Annotated in this window: 26 protein-coding genes; 8 read left to right on the forward strand and 18 right to left on the reverse strand. The window is 61.2% G+C overall.

Annotated features, from left to right (window positions below; all coding sequences use genetic code 11):
• Positions 1-119: 119 nt before the first annotated feature.
• Positions 120-1235: a succinylglutamate desuccinylase/aspartoacylase family protein gene (locus BLQ92_RS30245; protein WP_090690755.1), complete on the reverse strand. Its 1116-nt coding sequence runs from the start codon at positions 1233-1235 to the stop codon at positions 120-122.
• Between the two features lie 71 nt (positions 1236-1306).
• A complete protein-coding gene (locus tag BLQ92_RS30250) occupies positions 1307-2077 on the reverse strand; it encodes a transporter substrate-binding domain-containing protein (protein WP_090690758.1) in 771 nt (256 codons plus the stop codon).
• A 155-nt stretch (positions 2078-2232) separates the two neighbouring features.
• On the opposite strand from BLQ92_RS30250, the gene BLQ92_RS30255 reads away from it, so the two are divergent.
• Positions 2233-3159, forward strand: a complete 927-nt coding sequence (locus tag BLQ92_RS30255; protein WP_090690762.1) for a LysR substrate-binding domain-containing protein — start codon at positions 2233-2235, stop codon at positions 3157-3159.
• A 16-nt stretch (positions 3160-3175) separates the two neighbouring features.
• Here the strand turns inward: BLQ92_RS30255 and BLQ92_RS30260 are convergent, their stop codons facing one another.
• Both BLQ92_RS30260 and BLQ92_RS30265 read right to left on the reverse strand, forming a co-directional pair.
• The gene (locus BLQ92_RS30260) at positions 3176-3784 is read right to left on the reverse strand and encodes a TetR/AcrR family transcriptional regulator (protein ID WP_090690765.1); all 609 of its coding nucleotides are present in this window, start codon (positions 3782-3784) and stop codon (positions 3176-3178) included.
• Positions 3785-3856: 72 nt separating this feature from the next.
• Positions 3857-4420, reverse strand: coding sequence for an MFS transporter (locus BLQ92_RS30265; protein ID WP_090690769.1), 564 nt, complete (start codon positions 4418-4420; stop codon positions 3857-3859).
• 253 nt (positions 4421-4673) lie between these two features.
• Between BLQ92_RS30265 and BLQ92_RS30270 the strand changes: the two genes are divergently transcribed.
• Entirely contained in the window at positions 4674-5858 is a 1185-nt protein-coding gene (locus tag BLQ92_RS30270; protein WP_090690772.1) for a glycosyltransferase, read from the forward strand.
• 8 nt (positions 5859-5866) lie between these two features.
• Here BLQ92_RS30270 and BLQ92_RS30275 read toward each other — a convergent pair whose 3' ends face one another.
• The 3 genes from BLQ92_RS30275 to BLQ92_RS30285 all read right to left on the reverse strand — a co-directional run bounded on the left by BLQ92_RS30275 (position 5867) and on the right by BLQ92_RS30285 (position 8814).
• Complete coding sequence (locus BLQ92_RS30275) at positions 5867-6475, reverse strand: nucleotidyl transferase AbiEii/AbiGii toxin family protein (protein WP_090690774.1); 609 nt, start codon at positions 6473-6475, stop codon at positions 5867-5869.
• Entirely contained in the window at positions 6456-7553 is a 1098-nt protein-coding gene (locus tag BLQ92_RS30280; RefSeq protein WP_090691184.1) for a type IV toxin-antitoxin system AbiEi family antitoxin, read from the reverse strand. The genes BLQ92_RS30275 and BLQ92_RS30280 overlap by 20 nt, the downstream gene beginning before the upstream one ends.
• 226 nt (positions 7554-7779) lie before the next feature.
• On the reverse strand, positions 7780-8814 hold the full coding sequence (locus BLQ92_RS30285) for a GNAT family N-acetyltransferase (protein WP_244106113.1): 1035 nt from the start codon (positions 8812-8814) through the stop codon (positions 7780-7782).
• A gap of 569 nt (positions 8815-9383) precedes the next feature.
• Between BLQ92_RS30285 and BLQ92_RS30290 the strand changes: the two genes are divergently transcribed.
• The gene (locus BLQ92_RS30290) at positions 9384-9653 is read left to right on the forward strand and encodes a hypothetical protein (RefSeq protein ID WP_090690782.1); all 270 of its coding nucleotides are present in this window, start codon (positions 9384-9386) and stop codon (positions 9651-9653) included.
• 91 nt (positions 9654-9744) lie between these two features.
• Here BLQ92_RS30290 and BLQ92_RS41175 read toward each other — a convergent pair whose 3' ends face one another.
• The 4 genes from BLQ92_RS41175 to BLQ92_RS30310 form a co-directional block, all read right to left on the reverse strand.
• Complete coding sequence (locus tag BLQ92_RS41175; RefSeq protein ID WP_090690785.1) at positions 9745-9879, reverse strand: hypothetical protein; 135 nt, start codon at positions 9877-9879, stop codon at positions 9745-9747.
• Positions 9880-9978: 99 nt separating this feature from the next.
• Positions 9979-10395, reverse strand: coding sequence for a MarR family winged helix-turn-helix transcriptional regulator (locus BLQ92_RS30300; RefSeq protein WP_090690788.1), 417 nt, complete (start codon positions 10393-10395; stop codon positions 9979-9981).
• Between the two features lie 90 nt (positions 10396-10485).
• Positions 10486-10752 carry a helix-turn-helix domain-containing protein gene (locus tag BLQ92_RS30305; RefSeq protein WP_090690792.1) on the reverse strand — a complete coding sequence of 89 codons (267 nt, stop codon included), beginning with the start codon at positions 10750-10752 and terminating at the stop codon, positions 10486-10488.
• Between the two features lie 10 nt (positions 10753-10762).
• On the reverse strand, positions 10763-12178 hold the full coding sequence (locus BLQ92_RS30310; RefSeq protein WP_090690796.1) for an aminotransferase-like domain-containing protein: 1416 nt from the start codon (positions 12176-12178) through the stop codon (positions 10763-10765).
• A gap of 160 nt (positions 12179-12338) precedes the next feature.
• Here BLQ92_RS30310 and BLQ92_RS30315 point away from each other — a divergent pair, with 160 nt between their 5' ends.
• Positions 12339-14651, forward strand: a complete 2313-nt coding sequence (locus BLQ92_RS30315) for an FdhF/YdeP family oxidoreductase (RefSeq protein WP_090690801.1) — start codon at positions 12339-12341, stop codon at positions 14649-14651.
• Between the two features lie 157 nt (positions 14652-14808).
• Here the strand turns inward: BLQ92_RS30315 and BLQ92_RS30320 are convergent, their stop codons facing one another.
• The 6 genes from BLQ92_RS30320 to BLQ92_RS30340 all read right to left on the reverse strand — a co-directional run bounded on the left by BLQ92_RS30320 (position 14809) and on the right by BLQ92_RS30340 (position 18925).
• Complete coding sequence (locus BLQ92_RS30320) at positions 14809-15129, reverse strand: DUF4148 domain-containing protein (protein ID WP_090690805.1); 321 nt, start codon at positions 15127-15129, stop codon at positions 14809-14811.
• 209 nt (positions 15130-15338) lie between these two features.
• On the reverse strand, positions 15339-15461 hold the full coding sequence (locus BLQ92_RS41180) for a hypothetical protein (protein WP_279607894.1): 123 nt from the start codon (positions 15459-15461) through the stop codon (positions 15339-15341).
• A 195-nt stretch (positions 15462-15656) separates the two neighbouring features.
• Positions 15657-16514, reverse strand: coding sequence for a substrate-binding periplasmic protein (locus BLQ92_RS30325; protein ID WP_090690808.1), 858 nt, complete (start codon positions 16512-16514; stop codon positions 15657-15659).
• 33 nt (positions 16515-16547) lie between these two features.
• On the reverse strand, positions 16548-17336 hold the full coding sequence (locus BLQ92_RS30330) for an amino acid ABC transporter ATP-binding protein (RefSeq protein ID WP_090690811.1): 789 nt from the start codon (positions 17334-17336) through the stop codon (positions 16548-16550).
• Positions 17333-18055: an amino acid ABC transporter permease gene (locus BLQ92_RS30335; RefSeq protein WP_090690815.1), complete on the reverse strand. Its 723-nt coding sequence runs from the start codon at positions 18053-18055 to the stop codon at positions 17333-17335. The genes BLQ92_RS30330 and BLQ92_RS30335 overlap by 4 nt, the downstream gene beginning before the upstream one ends.
• A 99-nt stretch (positions 18056-18154) precedes the next feature.
• A complete protein-coding gene (locus BLQ92_RS30340; RefSeq protein WP_175772156.1) occupies positions 18155-18925 on the reverse strand; it encodes an IclR family transcriptional regulator in 771 nt (256 codons plus the stop codon).
• A gap of 356 nt (positions 18926-19281) precedes the next feature.
• On the opposite strand from BLQ92_RS30340, the gene BLQ92_RS30345 reads away from it, so the two are divergent.
• The 3 genes from BLQ92_RS30345 (at position 19282) to BLQ92_RS30355 (ending at position 21789) form a co-directional block, all read left to right on the forward strand.
• A complete protein-coding gene (locus tag BLQ92_RS30345; protein ID WP_143016696.1) occupies positions 19282-19491 on the forward strand; it encodes a hypothetical protein in 210 nt (69 codons plus the stop codon).
• A 303-nt stretch (positions 19492-19794) separates the two neighbouring features.
• Positions 19795-20883: an asparaginase gene (locus BLQ92_RS30350; RefSeq protein WP_090690827.1), complete on the forward strand. Its 1089-nt coding sequence runs from the start codon at positions 19795-19797 to the stop codon at positions 20881-20883.
• A gap of 375 nt (positions 20884-21258) precedes the next feature.
• Positions 21259-21789, forward strand: a complete 531-nt coding sequence (locus BLQ92_RS30355; protein ID WP_090690833.1) for a hypothetical protein — start codon at positions 21259-21261, stop codon at positions 21787-21789.
• A 30-nt stretch (positions 21790-21819) separates the two neighbouring features.
• Here the strand turns inward: BLQ92_RS30355 and BLQ92_RS30360 are convergent, their stop codons facing one another.
• Positions 21820-23121 carry a UDP-N-acetylglucosamine 1-carboxyvinyltransferase gene (locus BLQ92_RS30360; protein WP_090690839.1) on the reverse strand — a complete coding sequence of 434 codons (1302 nt, stop codon included), beginning with the start codon at positions 23119-23121 and terminating at the stop codon, positions 21820-21822.
• Between the two features lie 664 nt (positions 23122-23785).
• On the opposite strand from BLQ92_RS30360, the gene BLQ92_RS30365 reads away from it, so the two are divergent.
• A complete protein-coding gene (locus BLQ92_RS30365; RefSeq protein WP_175772157.1) occupies positions 23786-24613 on the forward strand; it encodes a response regulator transcription factor in 828 nt (275 codons plus the stop codon).
• Positions 24614-24620: the final 7 nt, after the last annotated feature.

Genomic DNA, 24620 nt, shown 5'->3' on the forward strand with positions numbered 1-24620 from the left:
CCGCTGGGGATCGGTTGGCAAGCGTCGCGTGAAGTACGCGGCAAGATCGATGCTCAGCGGGTCGGCACGGATCAAGGCGTCGCCGTGCGATGGCACGGCCGACGCCCCTCTTTTTTGAATCACGCGCCCAACAGCACACCCGTACGCACAGGCTTGGTTCCCGTGACCCGGCCCAATGGCGCGCCTGCGGTCACAAAACGAATCGCGCGACGCATATAGAAAATGCCATCGGTCTTGCTGCTGATGGTGGTGGTTTCGTCCGTCAACGGGTCGACGATATCGAATAGCGGATCGCCCGCGCGGATCGTGTCGCCGATATTCGCGCGGTGCACGAGTATCCCGCTCACCGGCGCATAGAACTGCTCGCTGCCGGCAAGCGGTGTGGCCGGCGTCAACAGTTCAGGCAGCGGCTTCGGCTCGCCGCGAATGGCTTTACGCCACTTCAGATAGTCGACGATCGCCTCCGCGTCCTGCTGCGCCACCTCATAGGACACGTCGCGTTGCCCACGGCACTCCACTGTCACCGCCAGCGTGCCGTTGCCGACCGGCTTGTCGGCGGGCAGGTTCTGCTGCAATTGCCACCACAGCAGGCTATGCGTTTCGTCGAACGCGCCGCCGCCCGAGTCCGTCGCCAGCAGCGAGGCGCGCGACCCCAGGTAGCAGGCGAGCGGCTCGAAGTCGGGCCAGCCTGCTTCGCTCGTGTACACATGCATCACCGCTTCCAGTGAGCAATGCAGGTCGATCACCACGTCCGCATCGAAGGTGAGCTTCTGCAGCGCCAATTGCAACGATTCGAATTCGGTCAGCGGCTTTTGCTGCTCCAGCTCGTCACGCACCAGTTGCCGGACGATCTGGCGATTGGCCACCGGGTCCGAGCCAAGCGCTTCTTTGGCGCGCTCCACCACCCGCGGGAATTGCAGAAAGTGGCGGTTGAAGTTTTTGCCGCTGCTCAGATCGAAGCGCCCGATGAACTGCCCGAGCAGGTACTGGCCGAGCCCAACCGGGTTCGCCACCGGCACCACCACGATCTCGGCAGCCAGCGCACCTTGCGCCTCGAGTTCGCGCAAACGCCGGTTCAGCAGCACGCTCGTCAGCATCGCGGGCGTTTCGTCGGCGTGCAGGGTCGATTGCACGTAGATTTTCTGCCCGCTATCCGTAGGGCCAAAATGAAAGCTCACCAGTTCACGGTGCGTGCCGATGGCGGGTGACAGAAGCGGGATCGATTGTTTTTTCATGAGCGAATAAGGTAAGACTGACTATCCGGATGCGTGCCGGCTGCGGCGGATGCGATCAAACGAACCAGCGATCAATTGCCGCCGTACGGATCGAAATCGAAATATTTGTGCGCGATCTTCGCATACGTGCCGTCCTGCAGCATCGACGCGATCGCGCTATTGATGGCCGCCTGCAAAGCGGTCTCGTCCTTGCGCAAACCGATGCCTACGCCACGGTCGCCCATCGAGAGCGGTGCGCCGACAAACGCGAAGCCCTTGCCCGCAGGTGTGCGCAGGAAACCCTGATCCGCTTCCACCGTACCGAGCAGGGCACCGTCGAGGCGGCCATTGACGAGATCCGTGAAGACCTCATCCTGACTCTTGTACGCGACGATATTGACACCGTTAGGAGCCCAATGCGCTTGCGCATAGGTTTCGAACTGGGTGCCCGACTGCACGCCGATCTGCTTGCCCTTCAGCGACGCGACCGCGTCGCTCAGCCCCGAGCCCTGCTTGGCCACAAGATGCGATTTGAACTGGAACAGTTTCGACGAAAACAGAATCTGTTGCTCGCGCTTTTCGGTGATCGCCATGGACGACATGATGGCGTCGATCTTGCGCGCCTGCAGTGCCGGAATCATCCCCGAGAACTCCAGTTCAACCCACTGGCAATGGGCATGGATACGCCGGCAGATTTCGTTGCCGAGGTCGACGTCGAAGCCCTTCACGCTGCCGTCCGGCGCTTTGGCGTCCATGGGCGGATAGCTCGGATCGATGCCAAGCCGCAGCGTGTCGTTACCAGTAGCAAACGCGCTACAGCTGAAAGTCAGCGCGGCGATCAGGAGCATCAACGGAGTTTTCATGGCGAGCCGGTCGGGTAGAAAGATGCCTTGGGAAGGCGTGGGAGAACGGAAGCTGCGATGTGGTTCAGGCCATGCTACGCCGCACCGGTGCACCCAAGAAGTCCCCATCGGTCTATCATGTTCACTTTTACCGATCACCAACCTCACCAAGCGCCATGGCCCTGACAATCTCCCAGTTGCGCGTGTTCACCGCGGTGGCGGAACACGGCAGCATTCGTGCGGCGGCGCGGGCGCTCGGGACAGCGCAGAGCGGCATTACCCAGCAGTTGCAGAATCTCGAGCTGATCCTCGGCGCGACGCTGTTCACCCGTACCAATCGCGGCATTACCTTGACGGCGCTGGGCCAACGGCTGCTGCAACGGGCCGGCGCTATTCTCGGCGAGTGCGAGCGGGCCGAGCAGGAAGTGCAGCAGTTGCGCGGCGATTATGTCGGCGAGGTCACGTTCGGTATGACTACGGAGCCGCTGATCGACGCGCTCGCGCCGGTGCTCACCGAATTCCGCACGCGCTTTCCACGCGTCGCCGTGCATCTGCGCACGGGCACCTCGCGCATGATGATTGCGTGGATTCGCGAGGGTACGCTGGACTTCGCTGTGGCGCTGGTTTCGAAGTACACCGACACGGCCGATCTGTCCGTGACCCGGCTTTATCGGTCCGATCCGGTAATCGTCTGCCGGCGCGGTCATCCAAAAGCGGACGCTACCTCGCTCGCCGAACTGACCGACTGCACGTGGATCGCCACGCGCTCGCCCAATCTGACCGACGACCCCCAGGCCAGCCGCCTTAGCAACCTGTTTGAAAGCCACAGCCTGCCGCCGCCCAACATTATCGCTACGGTTGAGGGCTTGTTCGAGAGCCTGCACCTGGTCGGGGAAACCGATTGCCTGTCGCTTGAATCGTCGGTTGTGGCGAAGCGGGGTCCTTTCGCGGATTCGCTGACCTCGATCGCGGTGCGCGAGCGCGCCGTCGAGCAGGACGTCTGCCTGCTGCAACGTGCCGCCGTTCCGGTTACGCCCGCCGCCCAGGAACTGGCGACGATGATTGCGTCGTACACCCGCACCGTCCGCGCCCGAGCCGGATAACTGGGCCGCGCCGGGCTCACTCAGGCGGCAGTCCCACCGTGCGGAAAAAGAGCTGCTCAGCCTTCTGCGCGAGGCGCGAGCGGTTCACCCGCTTCTCCTTCATATAGGCGTGATCCACCGCGCTGTGCAGTCCGCTGAACAAAAACACCGCCATGAAACGCGGATCGTCGATCGACCATGCCTGCGCCGTCACACCCGCTTGCAGCAGCGCAGCAAGATCGTCGACGACCCTGTTGTCGACGCTGCCCTTGCGGGTCGGCGGGCGCGACTCGTAAAACACCGCGTCGTGCAAGCGGATCGAATCGAGGTAGCCTGCCACGTAGCCGTTGGCCCAACTGGCCAGCTTCTTCCTCCACTCTCCCTGCGGCTGACGCGCCACTGCAGTCTGTACGTTCGACAGCAGCGCCGCCGAGAAGCGCTCGCGCAGGGCGGCGAGCAAGTCGTCCTTGGACGAGAAGTGGAGATAGAACGTCCCCTTCGCAACATCGGCGCCAATGGTGATCTGTTCAACCGTGGTGGTGGCGACGCCCTGTTCCAGAAAGAGACGCTGGGCGGCGTTCATCAGCTCGTCGCGCCGTTCTTCGGGCGCCTTGGTCCTGGGCCGGAGCCTGGTGGCAGTACGCATCAACTGGATTAACCTCTGCGACGGGTCTCGGGGTACTGCGGGGTGACTGCGCAAAGGATAGCGCAAGACCCGTCACAGTGGCCCTAGGACACCGCAGATCGCACCGCTCACGCGTGTGTGCCGTCCAGCCGAGCCGCCGATAAAGAGGCCCGCCGCCGCCGGCACGCGTCCACGCATCGCATCCGGTGTGACGATCTGCACCAGCGTCAGCCGCACGTAGACCGAGATCATGTCCGCCGCTCCTGATGCGATCAGCGCGATCAATGACACCAGCATCGAGCGCGACACGGCGAATACCAGCGCGCAGCCGATCTCGACCACCGTGCAGATTTGCAGGATCGCGCGCCGGTCGCAGCGGTCGGCCACCGTGCCGGCAAGCAAGGTCAGCATGAACAGCGGCACGAACTGCGACAGCCCAACCATGCCGACGAGGAACGCGCTTTGCTCGACGCTCTTCGTCGCGCGTGCCACGTTGTACACCTGCCAGCCGAGCGTAACGCTCTCAGCCCGCACGGCGAGCGCCAGGCAGATGCGCGCAACCCAGAACAGCAGGAAGGCGCGGTATTTGAAAACAGAGTCCGCTTGCGTCCTGGACGAGGCACTCGCCTCGGGCGGCGGATCCACTTGGGTGTCCATTCGGTACGGCACCTCAGGCAATTTCAAGACCTCATGCTACGTGCCTGACTGGCGGTCAGTCAATCGCTCGCTCGAACTATTCTGTGCCGCTGAGCCCTGCCTGGACTGAACGCCACCCCGCTAGCGACTGCTCTGACTTACCCGCCAAACCTTCGCCGTCCCCGGACAACGCCCCGACCCGCGCCATTAGCGGGTTACGATGGCCGTGCAAAACCTAATCCTGCCAACCCAACACCGATCGGTTAGCCCCTCCATGCGAGTCCTGTTCGTCGTCGGCAATCTAGGTGACTATCATGTACCGCGCTACCAGGCGCTCCTCAGGCTTGCCAACGGCCGCGGTCATGAAGTATTTCTCGTCGAAGTGTTCGGTAAATCAGGCGTGTACGGCTTTCCGCAGGACCGCCGCACTGCATTCTTCAATACTCATCCTGCGAACTGTGTCACGCTCATCAAGGATGCAGGCGAAGGCGACGGGCACACCGTTCGGGTAGCCGTCGAACTGTTTTCGGTGTTCCGCAGGTTCGCGCCGGACGTGGTCGTCACGCTTGGCTACAACACCAATTACTCTATCGTGCTGTGCGTCCTGAAGGCGCTGACGCGGCGTTGTTCCCTGATCTATATGTCCGACTCGAAAGCCGACGACGGCAAACGCTACGCCCTGAAGGAACGCGCCAAGCGCATGCTGGTATCGAGGTTCGACGCCGCACTGGTGGCAGGAGAAAAGCACCGTATCTATGCGCAGTCGCTGGGCGTGCCGCTCGAACGTTCGCGCGTGGGCTTCGACGTGATCGACGTCGATTACTTTTCTCGCAAGGCTCGCGAGGCTGTCTCGAACGCCGCCGACATCCGCGCGCGCTTCACGCTGCCGCCACGCTATGTGCTCTGCGTGAGCCGCTTCGTGGCGCGCAAGAATATCGACCTGTTGATTGGCGCGTTTTTTCAGTCAGGACTGCATGCGGCGGGTGTCTCGCTCGTGCTGGTCGGGCAAGGCCCGTGCAAGGAGCAATTGCTCGAGCAGATCGACCGGCTCGGTCTGAACCGCCATGTGGTGATTCTGAGCTCGGTGCCGAACCAGCATATGCCGGGTCTCTACGCGCTCGCGGATTTCGTCGTGCTCGCCAGCAGATTCGATCAATGGGGCTTGTGCATCAACGAGGCCTTCGCGGCCGGCACGCCTGCCATCGTCACGCACGCTTGCGGGGTGGCGAACGAACTGGTGCAGGACGGCGTCAACGGCTTTATCGTGGAGCCCGGCGACGAATCCGCGCTGGCTACGAAGATCATGCAATTGGGTGGCAACAGCACGCTGCGCGAGCGCTTCTCCGCCAATGCGCTTACGTCGGTCAGGCGCTGGACTCCGGCGTTGTTCGCGTCGAACACGATTGAACTGGCTGAAGCGATGATTGGGTCGGCGGGGCGCACGCAAGAGGTGGCGTAGCCAGGAAATCAGGGGCCTGGCCATTCCATCAGCCCGATCCTGAATTCAGCAAGCCGGTTCTCAATCTCCCCTACCGCGTCTTTCGGATTGGACTGCCCGCGGTCCAGCCACGCGATCAACTTCGTCATCACGAGGCCCGGTATCGATGCAACGGGGATTTCACAGTGATCTGCAATGCGCACGGCCACCGCACTGTCCAGCGCTTCGGCGTAGCCCGCCACGTTCATCACAATTGCCATGTCCGGAGGCCACGCCACTTGCGCGGGAGATACCTCGACGCCGCCGAACGGCACCAGATCGACCGGAAAACCATCTCCAATAGTTGGCGAATAGTGAAGCCGATGCAGAACCTTGGCGTCCGGCCGGAAGCCCGGCTCCTGAAGAAGCGCCGCCCTGAGCGCCTCAAACACTGTCCAGTTCTCGATCGCCATGGCGAAATCGATGTCGGGACTGGCGCGGTTGATAGGGAATCCGTGGATGTGATACATCAGAATGTCACGCGCCGTCGCACCGACAACGAAGTACCGCAGGTTCGTCAGACGGGCCACACGATCCATGACTGTCAGCAGAACTTGCTTTCCTTCTGGCAGCGGCGTCTTAAGATGGATTGGAGTCATCCGCCTGCTCCATCTGGTTGCGAATCAACACCGCAGCCTCCGCATTGCGGGGTTCCCTCGTACGCTGCAAATCTGCGTACACGAGCAATGGTGGCGTCGTCACTTTCTCCATCTGTACCTCGTCGAGATGCCAGAAAGCATCGATGATTTCCAGAGTGCCAGCGGGATCGGCACGCAAGCGATGACGCTTCGCGAGTGCCATCGTAACGTCCGGTCTGACCGTGGGTTCGACATAGAGCGTTTGCGCAGCTGGCCGAAGTTGCTTGGTCAGTTTTGCGGCAGCAACTTCTCCGCCCCACCACGCTTGCCCGGCGGGAAGCGCTGCATGCTGCCACCATGACGGATCGCCTATTGAGAGCCGTTGCGCGTTGAGCTTCGGCAGCAGGCGAAGTGGATAGTTGATCGCCCACTCTTCCCTGAGCGCTGCAGGGTCGAGCAATCGCCGGTCGTCCGTGCCCGCCAGCAAGCCGCGCTCACGCAGGTCGTCCAGCACACTGCCAACGGTGCCAAGCGCCACACCCGCCGCTACCGCAATTTCCCGGTATGGACGGTTAAGCAACTCTGGAGCCGATAACAATACAAAAATCATCCTGAGCGCAGAGGCGCTCGCGGACATGGCGGGCTTCCCGGATCTCGATGCCAGACGCCTGATCTCGGGATTCGCCGGCCTGCCGGTTACAAGCATGTACTGGCCAGGGGCATGCATGTACAGATTGCCGGCCAGATCGATGAACTGCAGGTCGTGCTCGACGCACTCGTCCGCTAAAGCGAGTGTCAAATAGGCAGTGGCCAGCAAGACCGGAAAAGCCGCGGTGCGGTTCTTCGCCGCGAGGGCTGCCAGTTCTGCCCGCGATCTTATCCGGCCTTGGGCTGCGAGCGTGTATTGCTGGATCGCACCATTCACGTCGAGCGTCAATTCCCCCGCCCCGGCCAAACCATCGCTTTGCCCAGCCGGGCGAAAGTCGATAATACTCAGCGGAACGCGTCCGGGCCGGCTTGCAGCGCTGGTGAGCCGACTGAGCAACGCTTCAGTCGGACGATCAAAGTCCGAAAGGCCATACGGATCGTCGTCGTTCATAGATTTCGCTTGTTCAAATAACGTGAACACGCAGCTATTACGAACGACCGATGTCCAATGTTCAATTATTTTTCTTGTTCATATTTTATGAACACCAGACTTATCTGAACAAATTCTACGCTCCCCGTCAATGTCGCGAGCATCGCGCCTGGATCGTCGCCTCGACGGAGCGCGCATCGATCTATGACGGCGGCATTCAAATCGCGCACGCCGCGCAGCCCAACTCTCAGAGGTTAGGCGCAAACACCACCGCCGAGCCCGGCACGATGCGGCGCTTCAGAATGCGCGCGACCGAATACATGGTCCCGAGGCGCTCGACCCCTAAGCGCTGCTTCAATACCCCGCCAAAGCCATCGAGAAAGTTATAGGTAGCCCGGCTGGAGAAGCCGTCGAAATCGAACGTCAGCTTGCGCTCGAGCGCGTGCTGGATGCCCATCCAGATCAGCAGGCTGATCGACCCGCCATGCGCCCCGAGCGCGCGCGAGGAAAGCAGGTAATACATCGTATGCTGGTCCCAGACGAGACCGATCGCGGCGACCAGCGTCCCACCAGGGCCATAGGCGCCAAGCAGATGCCCGGCCTTGCGCTCGACAAACGCGTTCACAAGCTGGCGCATCACCATTGAACCATAAGCATTCGTGCGCGAACGCTCCAACAGATTCAATTCGTAGAACTGCAGGAATTCGCTAGGCGTGGCGATGGGCGCGACCGTCAGCTTCCTTTCGGCACTGCGGATGACATTGCGCGTTTTGGCGTGCAGACGCGCCCAGGCCTCCGGTATCGTGCAATCTGGCGAGATCTGGAAGGTGTAACGCGCGGACACCGTAAAACCGCGCAACGCGAACGCAAGTGCATCTTCGACCCGAGGATCGAAGAGTTGAAAGAAGCTATCGAAATGCGGCAGTTGCTCGACCAGGTCCGTCGTGACGCTCAGCCGATGACGCTGTTCGTGAGTGCTGTCGAGACCCAAGGAGGGGATAACGGGACCAAGGGTACGCGTGAGCGGCGGGAGCTGAGAGATCCTCCACATGCCCTTGCGCGTGAAATAGTATGGCAATTCGCCAAGCACATCGGTGCCGCGCACGACCTTGGCCATGCTCCAGTTGCCACCGGTCGCGATATCGAGCCACCACGGTTCATGGAAAATGGAGCGGGCCGCAGACTCATCGAGCAAGCGCGCCGGCGCAGCGGTAGACGGCGCGGCGGCGGGGCCGCGCATCACGTGCTCAGTAGGCAACGTCCGGTCTCGTAGTGTCGTCATCGGCGATTCACATTGTTCCGGACCTGATCGTGCAGCCATTGTTTTCTCGACGCCCGGACTGTCGTGCCGCGAGGCACGCCACCGCGACCTAAGTCCTTCCCCCTGACGGCCACGGAAGTAAACGCGATCTTGCACACGGGCGCGGCCACGACCCGGCTAAACCGAGTCTATTCGTAGTCCGGTAGTGCATTTACGCCAAAATCGAGCCGAACAGACGAATACCGCCACAGATACAGCGCCGGCGGTGCGGCAACCAGGTATTTCTTCAGCAGAAACTCTCACAGTGCTCTAACACTTCGACGGCTGGGTTTTGCAGAAAGCCATTCGATCTACGTATCAAGCTGTCCTGTATCGCGGGCGAAAAGGTTTGTTTTCTACAAATATTGTTTCGTTTTCTACAAAGATTGTTTGACGCGCCGATTATCCTTGCCACGTAAAACGTCAGCCCAGCATACTAGCCAGCATCATTCAGGACACCGTTTCATTACGGCAAAATTTATCGCACATCCAGCGCAGGGCTGGTCGGCCGCGGCAATCAGAATATAAATCTACGGGTATTCGAGGAAACCATGAACATGCGATTGAGCAGTGTCGAGCTGCGTCCGGTCGATCTTGCCGAGCCCGAGGTCGCGACGCTTTATCTGGAGTGCCTCGAGGCTGAAAAACGCTTGCGGGGCGCGCGCAAAGTGGCTGCCGCAGCGGTTTTCCAGGTGCGGGAGAAACAACTCAATGAGTTATGGAAACGTCTCAGCGAAATCGACCCGCAACTGTGCGACGCATTGCAAGAGGGTGTGCGCGACTGGCATGAAGTTGCGGTGAAATTGCGCGGCGGCGAGTAGGCGGCGAAGCGGGATCGCAGCAGCGCCACGACGCATCACGCGATCTGCACCTGCTCGAAGCCGTCGGCACTTGCACCGGCGCCCTGCCTTGTTAGGGACGCAGCAAGTCGAAGCCACCCAGCACGACCACACCACTGAGCGCGATCATCGCCACCGAGTGCTGACCAAAATAGAGAATGGCGGCGGCTGACCAGGTAGCGAGAGAAAAAGCGGCGATACGTTTCATGATGAGTTTGCCAGTCCTGCCGGCTTCAAGATGGGACCAATGGTACATATGGCCCCTAAATAATTAGCTATGCAACTATATGCGAACAAAAAAGACACTTCACGGAAGTGCCTCGCGAACCCCACGGATCTTCGACACAGCCTCCGTAAACTCCGCGCCGCCCAGCACTTTCTTTAGCCTGGCGGTCACCGCCCCGCTTGCGCCGTTCAACTCGGCTTTGATTTCAAGCGCCTTGGCGGTGGGGAAAATGGAGACTTCCCGCCCGTCCTCTTCAGTGCGGCGGCGTTCGATGTAGCCCTTGGCTTCCAGACCGTCCAGCGCCCGCGTGGCGGTGGGCCGTGCGATAAACAGTTCTTCAGACAATTCGCGCTGCAGCATGCCCGGGCGATCGATCACCGCCCGCAGCATGAAGCCTTGTGGCGGCGTCACCTCGAAAGGCTCGAACGCTTCCACCCACTCGCGTTCAAGACGGCGAGCCAGCGCGGAGGTGTTGAAGTAAAGGCAATGATCGAACATGTGCCAAGAATACGCGAAACTCGTTAGCTATGCAACTAGTTTTGAGATGCCCCATTCGGGGGAAAGCTCATAGCAAGCACGTGATGCGCTTCACTCCGCAGGATCGAGGAACAGCTCGGCACACAAGCTGCGGCCTGCATCGCTTAGGCGCGCGGTACCTGTGCCCTCCTCCGTGAAGTTCGTCTCGGCAATGCCGCCATCCACTAGCGCCGTCAGTTGCCGCCGCAGCGCGCTCATCGGCACGCCTGCTTGCTTCGAGAGCTTCGCCAGCGACCAGTCGCGCCCAGGCGTTTCCTGCTCCGCACGCCAGAGTTGCATCAGCACGGCCACCAGCACCGGATCGACTTCATCGTTCATCTGTTTGTCCTCAGGCCATCTCTGCGACGAGACCGCCTAACGTCCTGAGCGCCGCTTCGGTCTGCGCGGTCCAGGGATAGCTATAGTTCAGCCGGATAAAGTGGCGAAAATCGTTGCGCGTCGAAAACATGTAGCCCGGTCCCACCGTGATGCCACGTGCGAGCGCGGCCTGATAGAGCTGCATCGAATCGACGCGTGCGGGCATCTCCACCCACAGCACGTAGCCGCCCTGTGGTGAGGAAATGCGCGTGCCGGACGGAAAAAAGCGCTGCACCATCGCGCTCATCAGCCGCGCCTGCTGGCGGTAGAACTTGCGCACATGACGCAGATGGCGGTCATAGCCGTCCTGGCGCAGATAGTCGGCCACGGCCACCTGCGGTACCGAAGGCGTCGTCAGCGTGTTCAGGAACTTGAGCTTTTCGACCTGAGCGCGGTAACGGCCCGGCATCGCCCAGCCGATCCGGTACGAAGCGGTCAGGCTCTTCGAAAACGACGCACAGTGCAACACCAGCCCTTTGGTATCGAAGTTCTTCAGGGTCGTAGGCCGCGCGTCGCCGAAATACAGTTCCTGATACACGTCGTTTTCGATCACCGGGATATCGTGCGCCGTCAGCAGTTCGACGAGCTGCCGCTTCCTTTCGTCCGGCATCTGAAAACCTAGCGGGTTCTGGAAGTTCGGCATCACCATGCAGGCCGCGATTTTCTGCTTCTCCAGGATCTCCGCCAGTACCTCGATATCGATCCCTTCGGTCGGATGCGTCGCCACCGCGATTGCGCGCATGCCGAGACGCTCGATGGCGTGCAGCATCGCGTAGTAAGTCGGCGATTCGACCACCACCGTGTCGCCCGGCTTCGCCACGGCCTGCAGGCTCAGATTGATCGCCTCGGTGGCGCCGAGCGTGATGATGATTTCGTCCGGATCGACCGGCACGCCGTTTTCGGCGTAACGCCGCGCGATCTGGCGGATCAGTTCCGGGTTGCCCGGCGGCAGGTCATCGATCAGGTTCCAGCTCGAGTGGCGCCGTGCAATCGCATTCGCGTACTGGTTGATGCGCCGCCACGGAAACAGCGTGGGATCGGGATACGGCGAGCCGAGCGGGACGGCGTCGTGCGCGCGGATGCTGCGCAGGGTGGACAGCACCAGCCGGCTCACGTCCACTTCCGCAGCGGGCGCGGGGCTCGGCGCCGGCTGCTCGCGGCCGGTCTGGGGCGCCGCCGCCAGTTCGCGCACGAAATAGCCGGATTGCGGCCGCGTTTCGATCAGACCTCGCCCTTCCAGCAGCGCGTAGGCGTGCAGCACGGTCTTGATGCTGACGCCGTGCTGCTGGCTCGCCTGGCGCACCGAGGGGATCCGTTCGCCAGCGGCGAACACGCCGCGGCGCACGGCTGCGCCGATTTCATCGGCGAGTTTTTCGTAGAGCTTCAAAGGGTCAGCAACAGCAAAAGGCAGGAGAATGACCGCAGTCTATGACAAATCTCAAAAAACTGTATCCCTTACCTTTCCTGTTTTCTGTGTTCCGAAACCTTTTCGGAACACAGTAAGCTTGAGTTCATCGGCAAATCCGCCTATCCCAGGCAACAAGGTCATGAAGAAACCCGAAGCGCGCATCGCACCGTACACCCACCCCGCCGCAGGCTGGGGCGCCCTCAAGTACGTCGCGATCAACCTCGTCAAGGAAAAGGTCACCGCTGGCAATTACCGCACGCTGCTGGCGCAGAACCAGCCGGACGGCTTCGATTGTCCGGGCTGCGCGTGGCCGGACCGCGAACACGCCTCCACGTTTGAATTCTGCGAAAACGGCGTCAAAGCAGTAGCCGCCGAGGCCACCAGCAAGCGGGTAACGCCGGCGTTCTTCGAGCAGCACACGATTGCGGAGTTGATGACGCAGTCCGACTACGATCTGGAACAGCATGGGCGCCTGACCGACCCCATGGTCTATGACGCCAGGCTCGACCGCTACGTGCCGATCGAATGGGATGCGGCGTTCGAACTGATCGCGCGCCATCTGAACGCCCTCGATGATCCCGACCGCGCCGCCTTCTACACCTCGGGGCGCGCCAGCAACGAAGCGGCGTTCCTGTTCCAGTTGTTCGTGCGCATGTACGGCACCAACAACTTCCCCGACTGTTCGAACATGTGCCACGAAGCGACCAGCCGCGGCTTGCCGGGGACGGTGGGCGTCGGCAAGGGCACGGTCACGATGGACGATCTCGAACACGCCGACACGCTGCTGATCTTCGGCCAGAACCCGGCCACCAACCATCCGCGCATGCTCGGCGAACTGCGCGAGTGCGCCAGGCGCGGTGCGACCATCGTCTCGATCAACCCGCTCAAGGAGCGCGGCCTCGAGCGCTTCGCGAGCCCGCAGCACCCGGTCGAAATGCTGACCATGGGCAGCACCAAGATCAGCTCCGTGTTCATTCGCCCGAAGGTGGGCGGCGACTTCGCGTTGATCAAGGGCGTCGCCAAGCGCGTGATCGAACTGGACGACGCGGCACTCGCGAACGGCTCCGAGCGCGTACTCGATGTGGACTTCATCGCCGAGCACACGGTGGGTTTCGAAGCCTTCGCCGACGACCTGCGCGCGGAAGACTGGGAAGCTATCGTCGCCGAATCGGGCGTGCCGATGGACGACGTGCTCAAGCTCGCCGACATCTACGTCAAGGGCAAAGCGGTCATCTCCACGTGGGGCATGGGCCTGACGCAGCACAAGAATTCGGTGCCGACGATCCAGATCCTGTCGAACCTGATGATGATGCGCGGCATGATCGGCAAGCGCGGGGCGGGTCTGTGCCCGGTGCGCGGTCACTCGAACGTGCAGGGCGACCGCACGGTGGGGATTGAAGAGCGTCCGACCCAGCAGTTCCTCGACCGTCTCGGCAAGGTGTATGACTTCGAGCCGCCGCGCGAACACGGCCTCGACGTCGTGAACTCGATCCAGGCAATGCTCGACGGCAAGGTGAAGGTGTTTATCGGCCTGGGCGGCAATTTCTCGATTGCGACGCCGGACACGCCGCGTACGTGGGAAGCCATGCGTTCGTGCGATCTGACCGTGCACATCACGACCAAGCTGAACCGCAGCCATCTCGTCCATGGTCGCGACGCGCTGATCCTGCCGACGCTCGGACGTACTGAGATCGACATGCAGAACGGCGTGGCGCAAGGCGTGAGCGTCGAAGACTCGTTCAGCATGGTGCATATCTCGTACGGCATGAACAAGCCGGCTTCGCCGAATCTGCTGTCGGAAATCGCGATCGTCGCGCGCATGGCAGAGGCCACGCTCGGTAGCGCCAAGGTCGACTGGCGCGCCCATACGGACGACTACGCGCTGATCCGCGACGGCATCGAGAAGGTGTTCGACGGTTTTGAAAACTACAACGAGCGCCTGAAGCATCCGGGCGGCTTCCACCTGGGCGTCGCTTCGCGCGACCGGGTCTGGAAGACGCCAAGCAAGAAGGCGCAGTTCCTCGTGCACGCCATTTCCGTGGACACGCCGATTCATCGCGCCCGCCACCGCCATGGCGAGCGCCTGATGACGCTGATGACCACGCGTTCGCACGACCAGTACAACACCACGATTTATGGCCTCGACGATCGCTATCGCGGCGTCTTTGGTCAGCGCCGTGTGCTGTTCGCCAATAAGGACGACCTTGCGATGCTCGGCTTCGTCGCCGGCCAGCGCGTGGACATCACGAGCGTTTGGGACGACGGTGTCGAACGGCGTGCGGATGGCTTTTTGCTGGTCGAGTACGACATCCCGCCCGGTTGCCTCGGCGCTTATTACCCGGAGACCAATCCGCTAGTGCCGCTTTCGTCAGTCGCAGATGGCGCTGGCACACCGACTTCCAAGTCGATTCCGGTGCTGCTCACGGCTTCGGTGGAAGCGGTCGCCGCCTGACACACAGGCGCTCCTTTCGAGCGTCGACTGAACGAGAATGTGAGAATGAGAAAGGCCGTTCACCGACGTTAAGTCGGGAACGGCCTTTCTCGCATGCGACACTCAAAGATCAGTGCCTGGCGGTACGTGACGGCCCGATCGGGCCGCCATCAGCAGCTTACTGGCCGCCGAAGTACACCGACTTCGGACCGGTCGAAGCGACCGGCGCACTGACGCGCACGCCGACTGCCGTCGCGTTGGTGGCGCCACCGTAGGCGGCTTCCGAGCCGTTTTGCTGGCTCACGCGGGCTTCAGCAGCCTGAATGTTAGCGGGGTAGTACGGATCGGAAATGCCCGGATGAAAGCCTGCCTGTTCGAGCTGAACCAACTCGGCGCGAACTTGCGCGCGGGTGACAGGAGCGTTCGACTGCTGGGCAAACGAGGCGACCGGAGCAACGAGGGCGGCGGCAACGACAACAGCTTGAATAAGCGACTTCATGGTAACGACCTCCAGATTTTATTTTCTGCTGCTCCGAACACCTTGTTCGTAGCCAGTGATTGCATTCTAGTTATGCAACTCACCTGGAGTAATCACCAGTTTAGCGAAACTTTGTTACCGTATTTGCAACAGTCATTGCGCATGACCTTGGGTGGCCTGGCGGGGTCGGCCGTCTGGCTTTCGCGAGACGGTCGGCCCAGGCCGCACGGCTAGACCAGCAGTTTCACCAGCAGGGAGCCGATCAAGCCAGCCGTACCGACGATCACGAGCGTCTGGATGATGGTCAGCGATTTACGCGAAGAAGACGAAGCCGAGTTTGTGGAGGAAGTCACGTGTATTTCTGATTTCAATTCGAGGAAAGACCGACGCCGCGCGGCGTGCGGCTCACGAGCCACACGCTTTGCGAAGGCGTGATTGTACGGCCAAGTCTCGCGGGCTTCGGTTTTTGCCAGGTGCGCCGGATTGTCGCCGGACTGCCTGCGGCGCCTCTGCTACGACGCAGAGACTCCGGCCGTCAAGCGTGCCGGTCAGTTCTTGACCGGGAAATACCAGAGGTTGCGGTCGGTGTAGCCGAACTGCGCGATGATCGCGCCGAGCGTACCGTCCGCACGTATTTCATCGAGCGCGCGCGACACGGCGTTGTTCAGATCCACATCGCCCTTGCGCAGCGCGTAGCGGGCATAGCCGTATTCCTGCGGCAGCGGCTTGTAGTCTGTCACCATCTCCATCGCGGCCGTGGGATGCTGCTTGAGGAACTGCGAGATCTTGATGTCGTCTTCCATCGCCACGTCGATGCGTCCGGCGATCAGGTCGGAGAACTCCGCCTCGTTACTCGTATAGAGCTTGAGTTCCTTGAGGTCTTTGCGTTCGCTCAGCAACTGGTGATTGATGGTGCCGCGCAGTGTCCCCACGGTATGGCCGGCAAAGTCCGCCCAATCGTGAATCTTCGCCGGGTTGCCGCGCTGCACGGCAATGCCCGAACCGTACCAGTAGGCAGGGCTGGTAAACGCCACGGCCCGCAAGCGCGCTTCGGTTTCGTGCAGGTTATCCACGATCACGTCGGCGCGACCGGAAAGCAGCGTGGGGATCATTGCGTCGAAGGGCACAATGTTCCAGCTCACCTTGGTAATGCCGAGCCGTTTGGCGACCTCGCGAAAGATGCGTACGTCAGCGCCGTCGAAGCTGTTGGTCTTGTTGTCCTGAAAGGTCGAGGGCGGGTCGGCGGCGATCACGAAGGTAATGCCCTTTTCGACCGCGCGCTGGTATGAACCATCGCCGCCGTCGAAGCGCACGCCGCTAAGCGCAGCGTCGTCTGCGGCCGAGGCGTTGGTACAAGCAAGCAACCCCGCCAGCAGCGAAGCGAACATCAGCGATACCATTCTCATGGAGAGCTCCCGAATCGTTGGTTTTCAGTGTTATTAAAGGCCGACTGCGCCGCCCAGTTGCCTGTTTCGTTCCCACAGCGAGCGCAGAAAATCGCGGGTTCGCGCCTGCTGAGGTGCTGCGAAAAACGCCGCCGGTTGCCCCTCTTCGACAATCCGTCCATCCGCCATGAATACGATGCGGTCGGACACTTCACGTGCGAAACCCATTTCATGCGTGACGACCACCATCGTCATGCCTTCGTCGGCCAGCGTGCGCATTACGCGTAAGACCTCGCCGACCAGTTCCGGATCGAGGGCCGAAGTGACTTCATCGAACAGAATGACTTCCGGCTGCATGGCCAGCGCCCGCGCGATCGCGACGCGTTGCTGCTGCCCGCCGCTCAACTCGTGCGGGTAAGCGTTCGCCTTTGCTAGCAAACCGACCTTGTCGAGCAATGTCTCGGCTATGCAAATTGCATCGGACGACGAAATACCACGTACATGGATGGGCGCAACCGTAATGTTATCGATCACGCTCAAATGCGAGAACAGGTTGAAGGATTGAAACACCATGCCGATCTTCGCGCGCATTGCTTCAACCGTCCAGTCGTTATCGACACGCGGCTTGCCGTTCTTGAGGCTTTGATAAACGGGGACTTCATCAAAGTAGATCGTGCCGCTGTCGATAGTCTCGAGATGGTTCATGCAGCGAAGCATGGTCGACTTGCCCGAACCGGACGGCCCGACCACGCACAGCACCTCACCTTTGGCGACGTTCAGCGAGACGTCCTGCAGCACATGCAGGTCGCCGAAACGCTTGTTGACCCGCTCGAGACGAATCATGGCGTCGCCGCCGTAGCCTGCGGCGAGCTACCCACCGGCCTCACTGCGCTGCCCACGCTCATACGGCGTTCGAGCCAGCGCACCAGCAACGCGCTGGGATAGGAAAACGCCAGATAGATCGCACCGATGATCGTGAACACGGTGACGTACTGGAAGTTGGTCGAGGAGATGATTTGCCCCGTGAAAATCAGTTCTTTGACTGTGACGATCGACACCAGCGAGGTGTCCTTGAAGAGCGAAATGCCGTAGTTGCCGAGCGGCGGAATCACCACGCGGATCGCCTGCGGCAGAACGATGAGACGCAGCATCTTGCGACGCGACATGCCAAGGGCTTTGGCCGCTTCGATCTGGCCTTGCGGAACTGCGGCGATACCAGCGCGATAGACCTCGGCCAGATACGCCGAGTAGTTGATCGAAAGTCCGATCACGCCAGCCATGAACGGATCGAAACGAATGCCGAACGAGGGCAGCACGAAGTAGATGTAGAACAGTTGCAGCAGCGCGGGCGTGCCGCGAATGACTTCGATATAGATCGACGCCAGCGTGTGCAGGATTCGCGAGCGGCCCAGTTTGGCAAGCGCGATGACGAGCCCCAGCGGCAGGCTGATCGACATGATGCAAACGGTCAGCGCCAGGCTGGTCGCGGCGCCTTTGAGCAGCACGGGCAGATAATCGCCTGCGCCGTGCAGATCGAACAGTTCAGAAAATGGCGTCAGCATGAGGTTCCTTCGTGCTTGTGCCTGACGCGCGCAGCCATCCCCCACTCCCACGGGTGCTGTCGCGCGAAGGCAAGTCGCTCGATATATGGCCTGGGTTGTTTATAGCGTGCAGACTTCCGGATCCACCTCTGCGCCCAGCATCCGGCTCACGCGGTCCGCATGTTTGCGAATGGTGCGCCCCAGCTCATGCAGGTCGTCGTCGCTCAAGCCGCTTTTCAGCGTGGTCACGCTGATGGCTGCGACGCCTTCGCCCTCGCGATTGGTAATGGCCGCGCCGATACAGACCACGCCGATGTTGTCCTCTTCGTTATCGAACGCATAGCCGCGCTCGGCGACCAGCAGCAGGTCGGTCATCAATTCGGACGGTGTCACGAGCGTGTGTTCGGTGCGGCGCGGCATGCCGGTTTGCGCCAGCAGCTTGACGACCCGCGCCGGTGGCAGCAGCGCCAGCAGCGACTTGCCGAGCGCCGAGCAATGCGGCAATTCGCGTTGCCCCAGCGCCGAAGCGATCCGCAGGATGCCGGGCGCGTCGACCCGGCTGATGGCCACGGCGTAGCCGTGATCGAGAATCGCGAGACGCGAAGTCAAGCCGGTTTGCTCGGTGAGTTCGCGCAGCACCGGCAGCGCGAGTTGCGACACGCCGATGTCTTCGGCCGCACGATCGCCCAGGTAGACGAGCGAAAGCCCAAGGCGGTAACGGCGCGAGCCTCCGAGTCGCACATCCGTCACGAAATTGCGTAACAGTAGGGTTTGCAACAGCGCGAAGGCCGTGCTTTTCGACACGCCAATCTGTTCGGCCACGGCCGCGACGGTCATGCCGTCGTTGGCTGCCTTCCCCAAGGCCTCGAGGACATCAAGCGCGCGATTCACGCTTCGCAACGCGTATCGGTCCTCGGTAGTTTGAGCTGCATCTGTCATTTTCTATTCTGATTCCGTCAGATTGATGAAGCTACCCCGCTAGCATCCCACATCTCATATTGACAGTCACTAAAGCGGAAATTAACATGAATCTATTACCGAACGAGGTTCGGTATAGCCGAACGATTATTTAGTCAGCATCTGGCGTTCCAGATTTGCGGCGCGCCTCACCACGAATAACAGCGAGAGGAGGCCGATTTCGGGCAGACGGCGCGTTCCGGGGCTTTTGCGCGGCGTCACCCGCCCGGCGGCAAGCGACAATGGGAATAATCTCCGAACGGGGTTTGTGCATTGGCGACCAGTCGAAAATGTCTGGCGCCCATTCTGCGAAACTCGTACACAGCGAAATCATGCACATCCGGCTGGTGATCGAACGCCTGTCCGCGGCGGACCTGAGCCGTTCCGGGCTGCCGCGCGAGTACTGGCGCAAGCGCCTGCAAGCCGTCATGCAAAACCATCAATTATCGCCCGCACAGTTTGACGAAATTGACCGGATTCTCGCGGCGCTAAACGACTAGCGCAAACCCGTGAATTCCTCAGTCTAAAACCCGCAACAATCTTTCCTCGCATTCCATTTCTTTTCATTTCGAAGTCAGTAAATAATACCGCATCCGTCATATGAAATGGCGGCGTAACGGACTTCGCTTCAAGAATGCAGCGCGGCTGCTGACATTTTTAGGTCTGCTCGCTGACATGTCGATGACACAGCGAATTCAACCGTGCCCGCCAAGGTTTCGTTTGGTTGGCGCCATATAAAACCGTAAAATCCGCTGCATTCCAACGCTATCCAGCAACCACGTTGCATGGGACCGGAGACAGAGATGACAGCGCACGCCACCGGCCCCATTGCGGCCACCACCTATCGCGGCGAGGCGATCGAAAACACCCATCGGGCGCATGTCGCGGTAGTCGACGCTCAAGGCCGCCTGCTGTACCAGTTTGGCAACCCGGCACGCCTGACGCTGGCGCGCTCGGCGGCCAAGCCGGCGCAGGCGCTAGCTGTGCTCGAAACCGGCGCGCTCGAACGCTTTGGCTTCGACGAAGCCGATCTCGCCCTGATGTGCGGCTCGCACAACAGCGAGGAACGGCATATCGACCGCGCTCGGCAGATGCTCGCCAAAACGCAGGCGAGCGAAACCGACCTGCGCTGCGGCGGCCATCCCCCTTTGTCGGACGACGTTTACCGGGCGTGGATCAAGCGCGATTTCACGCCAGGCGCGGTATGCAGCAACTGCTCGGGCAAGCATGCCGGAATGCTCGCGGGAGCCCGGGCGATCGGCGCAGCCTTGCAGGACTATCACCTGCCTGAGCATCCGCTGCAGTTGCGCGTGAAGCATACGGTGGCTGAGGTCTGCGATCTGCCGGATGAGGCGGTGCAATGGGCCATCGACGGCTGCAATCTGCCTACTCCGGCCTTCCCGCTCGAGCGCCTCGCCAGGCTCTACGCCAAGCTCGCGGATGCCGCCGCACACTCCACTGAAGCGGCGGGGTCTACCTCTTCACGCACCGCCGCGCTGGCCCGCATCTATCGCGCGATGACTACCTACCCCGAGATGGTCGCGGGCGAAGGACGCTTCTGTACTGCGTTGATGCGCTGCTTCGACGGGGCGCTGGTCGGCAAGGTCGGAGCCGAAGCAAGCTACGGGATCGGCGTACGGCCCAACGAGCAGACGGACCGGCTTGGCGCCAAGGGCGCGCTGGGGATTGCCGTCAAGGTCGAGGACGGTAATAAGACGGTGCTTTATGCGGTGGTGGCGGACCTGCTCACACAACTCGAGATCGGCACGGTTGCGCAGCGTGCCCAGTTCGAATCGTTCCGTGCCCCGCCGATGCTCAACACGATGGGCGTGGAAACTGGACGCATGGTGTTGTCGGTCGCGCTGGAAGCGGTGGGCGACAAGACGGCCTAAGCGTAGCCCAATCGCAACCTAAGCGCGGGTCCGAGTCTGCACCAGGCACTCCGAAGAAAGTGCATGCGCTCAGACGGCGCTACCCTCGCCTCGCGCCTCGCGCGCGAGTAGCGCCGGCATCATTGCTCAGGCCGACGCGCCGGGCAGAAGCACCAGATCGCCAGATCGCCCGACCACCTGCCCCAATTAAGCTTCAGAATGGCCGACAGAGCCGATATTTGGCGCCGCTCGCAGGCAGGTCACGGTGTTACGCTCAAGTGATATCTATTGCCGGTCGAGCGCAAGCCGCAAGGTGGGGGTTGGCTTTACGTCGCAGCAGGCCTTCGGGCAGTAGAGCCAGACTCGGATTGCAGCAAGACCGCAGGAGGCGCCGCGATGAAAATGACCATCCCTTTGGGCCTGACGCTGCTCGCCGTGACCAGCGCCGCCTCAGCATGGCAGCCCGTGGTCTATCCGGTCCGCAGCCAGAGCGCGTGGCAGCAAAGCGCCGATGCTGCCGCCTGCTACGGCGTGGCGAGCCAGCAGACCAAGGTCAACATCACCCAGCAGGCCCAGTCGCCGATGCCGCCGAAGTTCGCATCGGGCGTAACGCTGATTGGCGGAGCACAGGTTTCGCAGCCGCCGCTGCCCGCAAGCGGCGCAGCGTCAGCCAGCGCGACGATGACGGGGGCGGCTCCGGCGGGCGCGATGCCGACCAGTGCCGCTGCAGCAGCGGCCATGGCACAGGCCAGCGAACCGATGCCGAAGACCGACAAGAACGGCATACCCGAGTTGGGCGGCGCCAGCGAACCGCAAACCGCGGCCGAAGTGAAGCCACCGCCCATGCCGCCACCCGAACCGCCGATGACGCGCTACTGGCGCGCCTACGGCGTCTGCATGCAAGGCCGCGGCTACGCGGTGCAGTGACGGGAGGGCGCGCTCAGCCCGCGCATCCGGTCATTCGCCGCTGGTCCACTCCACGTTCGCGCCAACCGAACGCAGGTTCTCCACGAAGTGCGGATGCGCACGGCGAATCGGCAGTGCATTCATGATTTCAGAACGCCCTTCGATACTCGCTGCAACCATCAGAAGCGCGATCGCCACGCGGATGATGTAGGGGCTTTCGACCCGTGCCGGACTCAACGGCAAGCCGCCGAACGTGATCAGCCGGTGCGGGTCGGACAAGAACACGTGCGCGCCGAACTTGGAAAGCTCGACCGACCAACCCATCGCGCCGTCATACACCTTGTTCCAGAACATCGCGCTGCCTTCCGCCTTCACGCCGAGGGCGATGAAGATGGGCAGCAGGTCCACCGGCAGATACGGCCATGGCGCCGCTTCCACCTTGGTGAGGATGTTCTGCGTGAACGGCCGGCGCACGCGCAACGGACCGTCACGCAACGCGCGCGACCAGCCGTCGCGATGCACCACCTCCACACCGAATTTCGCGAAGGTCCGATCGATCAGCGGAAACTGTTCGGGGGCGGTATTGCGCACCACGATGTCGCCGCCCGTGATCGCACCCAACGCGAGGAAGGTGGCGATTTCGTGGAAATCCTCACTAAAGCGAAATTCGCCGCCACCGAGTTTGTGACCGCCCGACACGCTCAGACGCGACGTGCCGATACCCTCGATCGCGACGCCCAGCATGGCGAGGAAACGGCAAAACTCCTGCACGTGCGGCTCGGATGCCGCGTTGACGAGCGTGGACGTGCCGTTGGCCGACGCCGCACACAACACGAAGTTCTCGGTGGTCGTCACCGACGCATAGTCCAGCCAGTGGTGATTCGCGTTCATCTGCGTTTCCGCGCGCACAATCAGCGAGTCGGCGGTGCGTGCCACGCGCGCGCCGAAGCGCTCGAACACCTCGACGTGCGGATCGATCTCGCGCACGCCGAGCGTGCAACCCTTCACGTCGTTCTCCAGACGCGCCACGCCGAAACGCGCCAGCAGCGGCGGCACGAGCATGATCGACGAGCGCATCTCCTCCGGCAACTTGTGCGTCACGGGATCGAAGGTGGTGGCGTGATGGTGCAGATCGAGAACGCCGGTGCTGAAATCCATCGACACTTCGCTGCCGAGCATGCGGAAGATTTCGAGGATCTTTTTGACGTCGGTGATCTCAGGCACGCCGATCAGACGCAACGGCTGACTGGTCAGCAGCGTGGCGCAGAGAATCGGCAGGACAGCGTTTTTGTTGGCAGATGGTTCGATCTCCCCGCGTAGCGGGAGACCGCCATGTACGATCAGGTTCGACATGTTCGGGAAAGGCAGATAGAGGGGGACGTAAGGCCGATATCATGCCACCGCGCGAGGCGCGCAGACGATCGGTTCAAGCTGATTTTTGCGGGGGGGTGGTGGGAGCAGCGCCCTTGCGGCGTGTTCATTTGTCTCTGGCGCCATCGGCCAGAGATGAGACCCGGCTCGCCAGGTAATCCGGTTCTTGCAGCACTGAAACCATCGTTGCATCCACCTTGATTAAGCCACGCATTGCATCGACCGCTATGCGAGCGATGCTCCGCTATCCGAATTAATTTTCAATGGCCAAATAGCAGAGACTTATGCTGAATGCCCCACCCAGCATGCCTTCGATGCACAATGGATTTTAGATTTTACATTCGATATTTTTCGACAAATAATCACAAAAGTCGACAAACAATTTTTTAACGCGTGATAATTTCACGGACATAAAGATATGCAGTTTGGGGAAGGTGGATAAATGGTTCGACAACATACGTCGACGGTTTATCTGAAAGAATTGTAAACCTGAAGATCGAGCGCTCTCGTGAATAGGGGCGCCATGATCTGCGCGGAAGGAGCAGGTATACGATGGACCACCCAGTCTGCACCCGTGACGGGCCGATCAATCCAGCCAAGCACTGGCGATCGCGCTAAAGCACTGTCGCCCCCATTTGTCGCCTATATGAGCAGCGCCTTCGCCAATCTCTGGCGAAGCGTTGAACCTATGTCGCGCAGCCTCTGCACGGCACATAGGCCGCATGGCGTGAAGCCACGCCTGAACCGGCAGAAAATCATTCCGTTGACGGACGCAAAAATGAGAATCGCCATACTGACCGCCCTTGCAGCCGAGGCGGAATTTCTGAAACTTCATCTGGAGGCAGGTCACCACGAGTGCCACCTGATCCAGTCTGAGCATGAGCTGTACTCGACGGCGCTGAAGTGCCCATTCGACCTCCTCATACTTGGCCGCAAGACCGAGGACATGAATCTGGTCGCGATGCTCACACGAATTCGCATCAATCTGCCGACCGGCTTGCCGGTGCTGGTCTGCTCCGACCAGGAAGTTGCGCCCGATCTGCTTTATCTCTCGACTTCGGGGGCGGCCGACGTGCTAGGTCTGCCGACCACGCCTGAGGGGTTGATTGCCCAGGTTGCCGCGATCCTGGGCCGCACGCAGCCGCTTGCGAGAAGCGGCCCCGAGGAGAGCTTCGGTGAGTACCGTTTCGATCAGTCCGGCCAGGGGGTTTTTCTCGCCGGGAATTTTATTGGCTTGACGAGAAAACAGTATGACTTTTCCTTGCTGCTGTTCAGGAACATGTCGCGGCCGGTTTCCATTTCGCATATCCGGCAAGTGGTATGGAATCAGAAAGCCGCACTCGTATCGCGGACCATCGATAGCCACGCCTCCATGATCCGCTCGAAGCTCAATCTTCGGCCGGACAATGGTTACATCCTGAGCAGCGTCTATCGCTATGGCTACATCCTGGAGCAGGTCGGCGAGCTGGTATAGCGTCAAG

The sequence above is a fragment of the Paraburkholderia phenazinium genome (assembly GCF_900100735.1).
Classification (GTDB): domain Bacteria; phylum Pseudomonadota; class Gammaproteobacteria; order Burkholderiales; family Burkholderiaceae; genus Paraburkholderia; species Paraburkholderia phenazinia.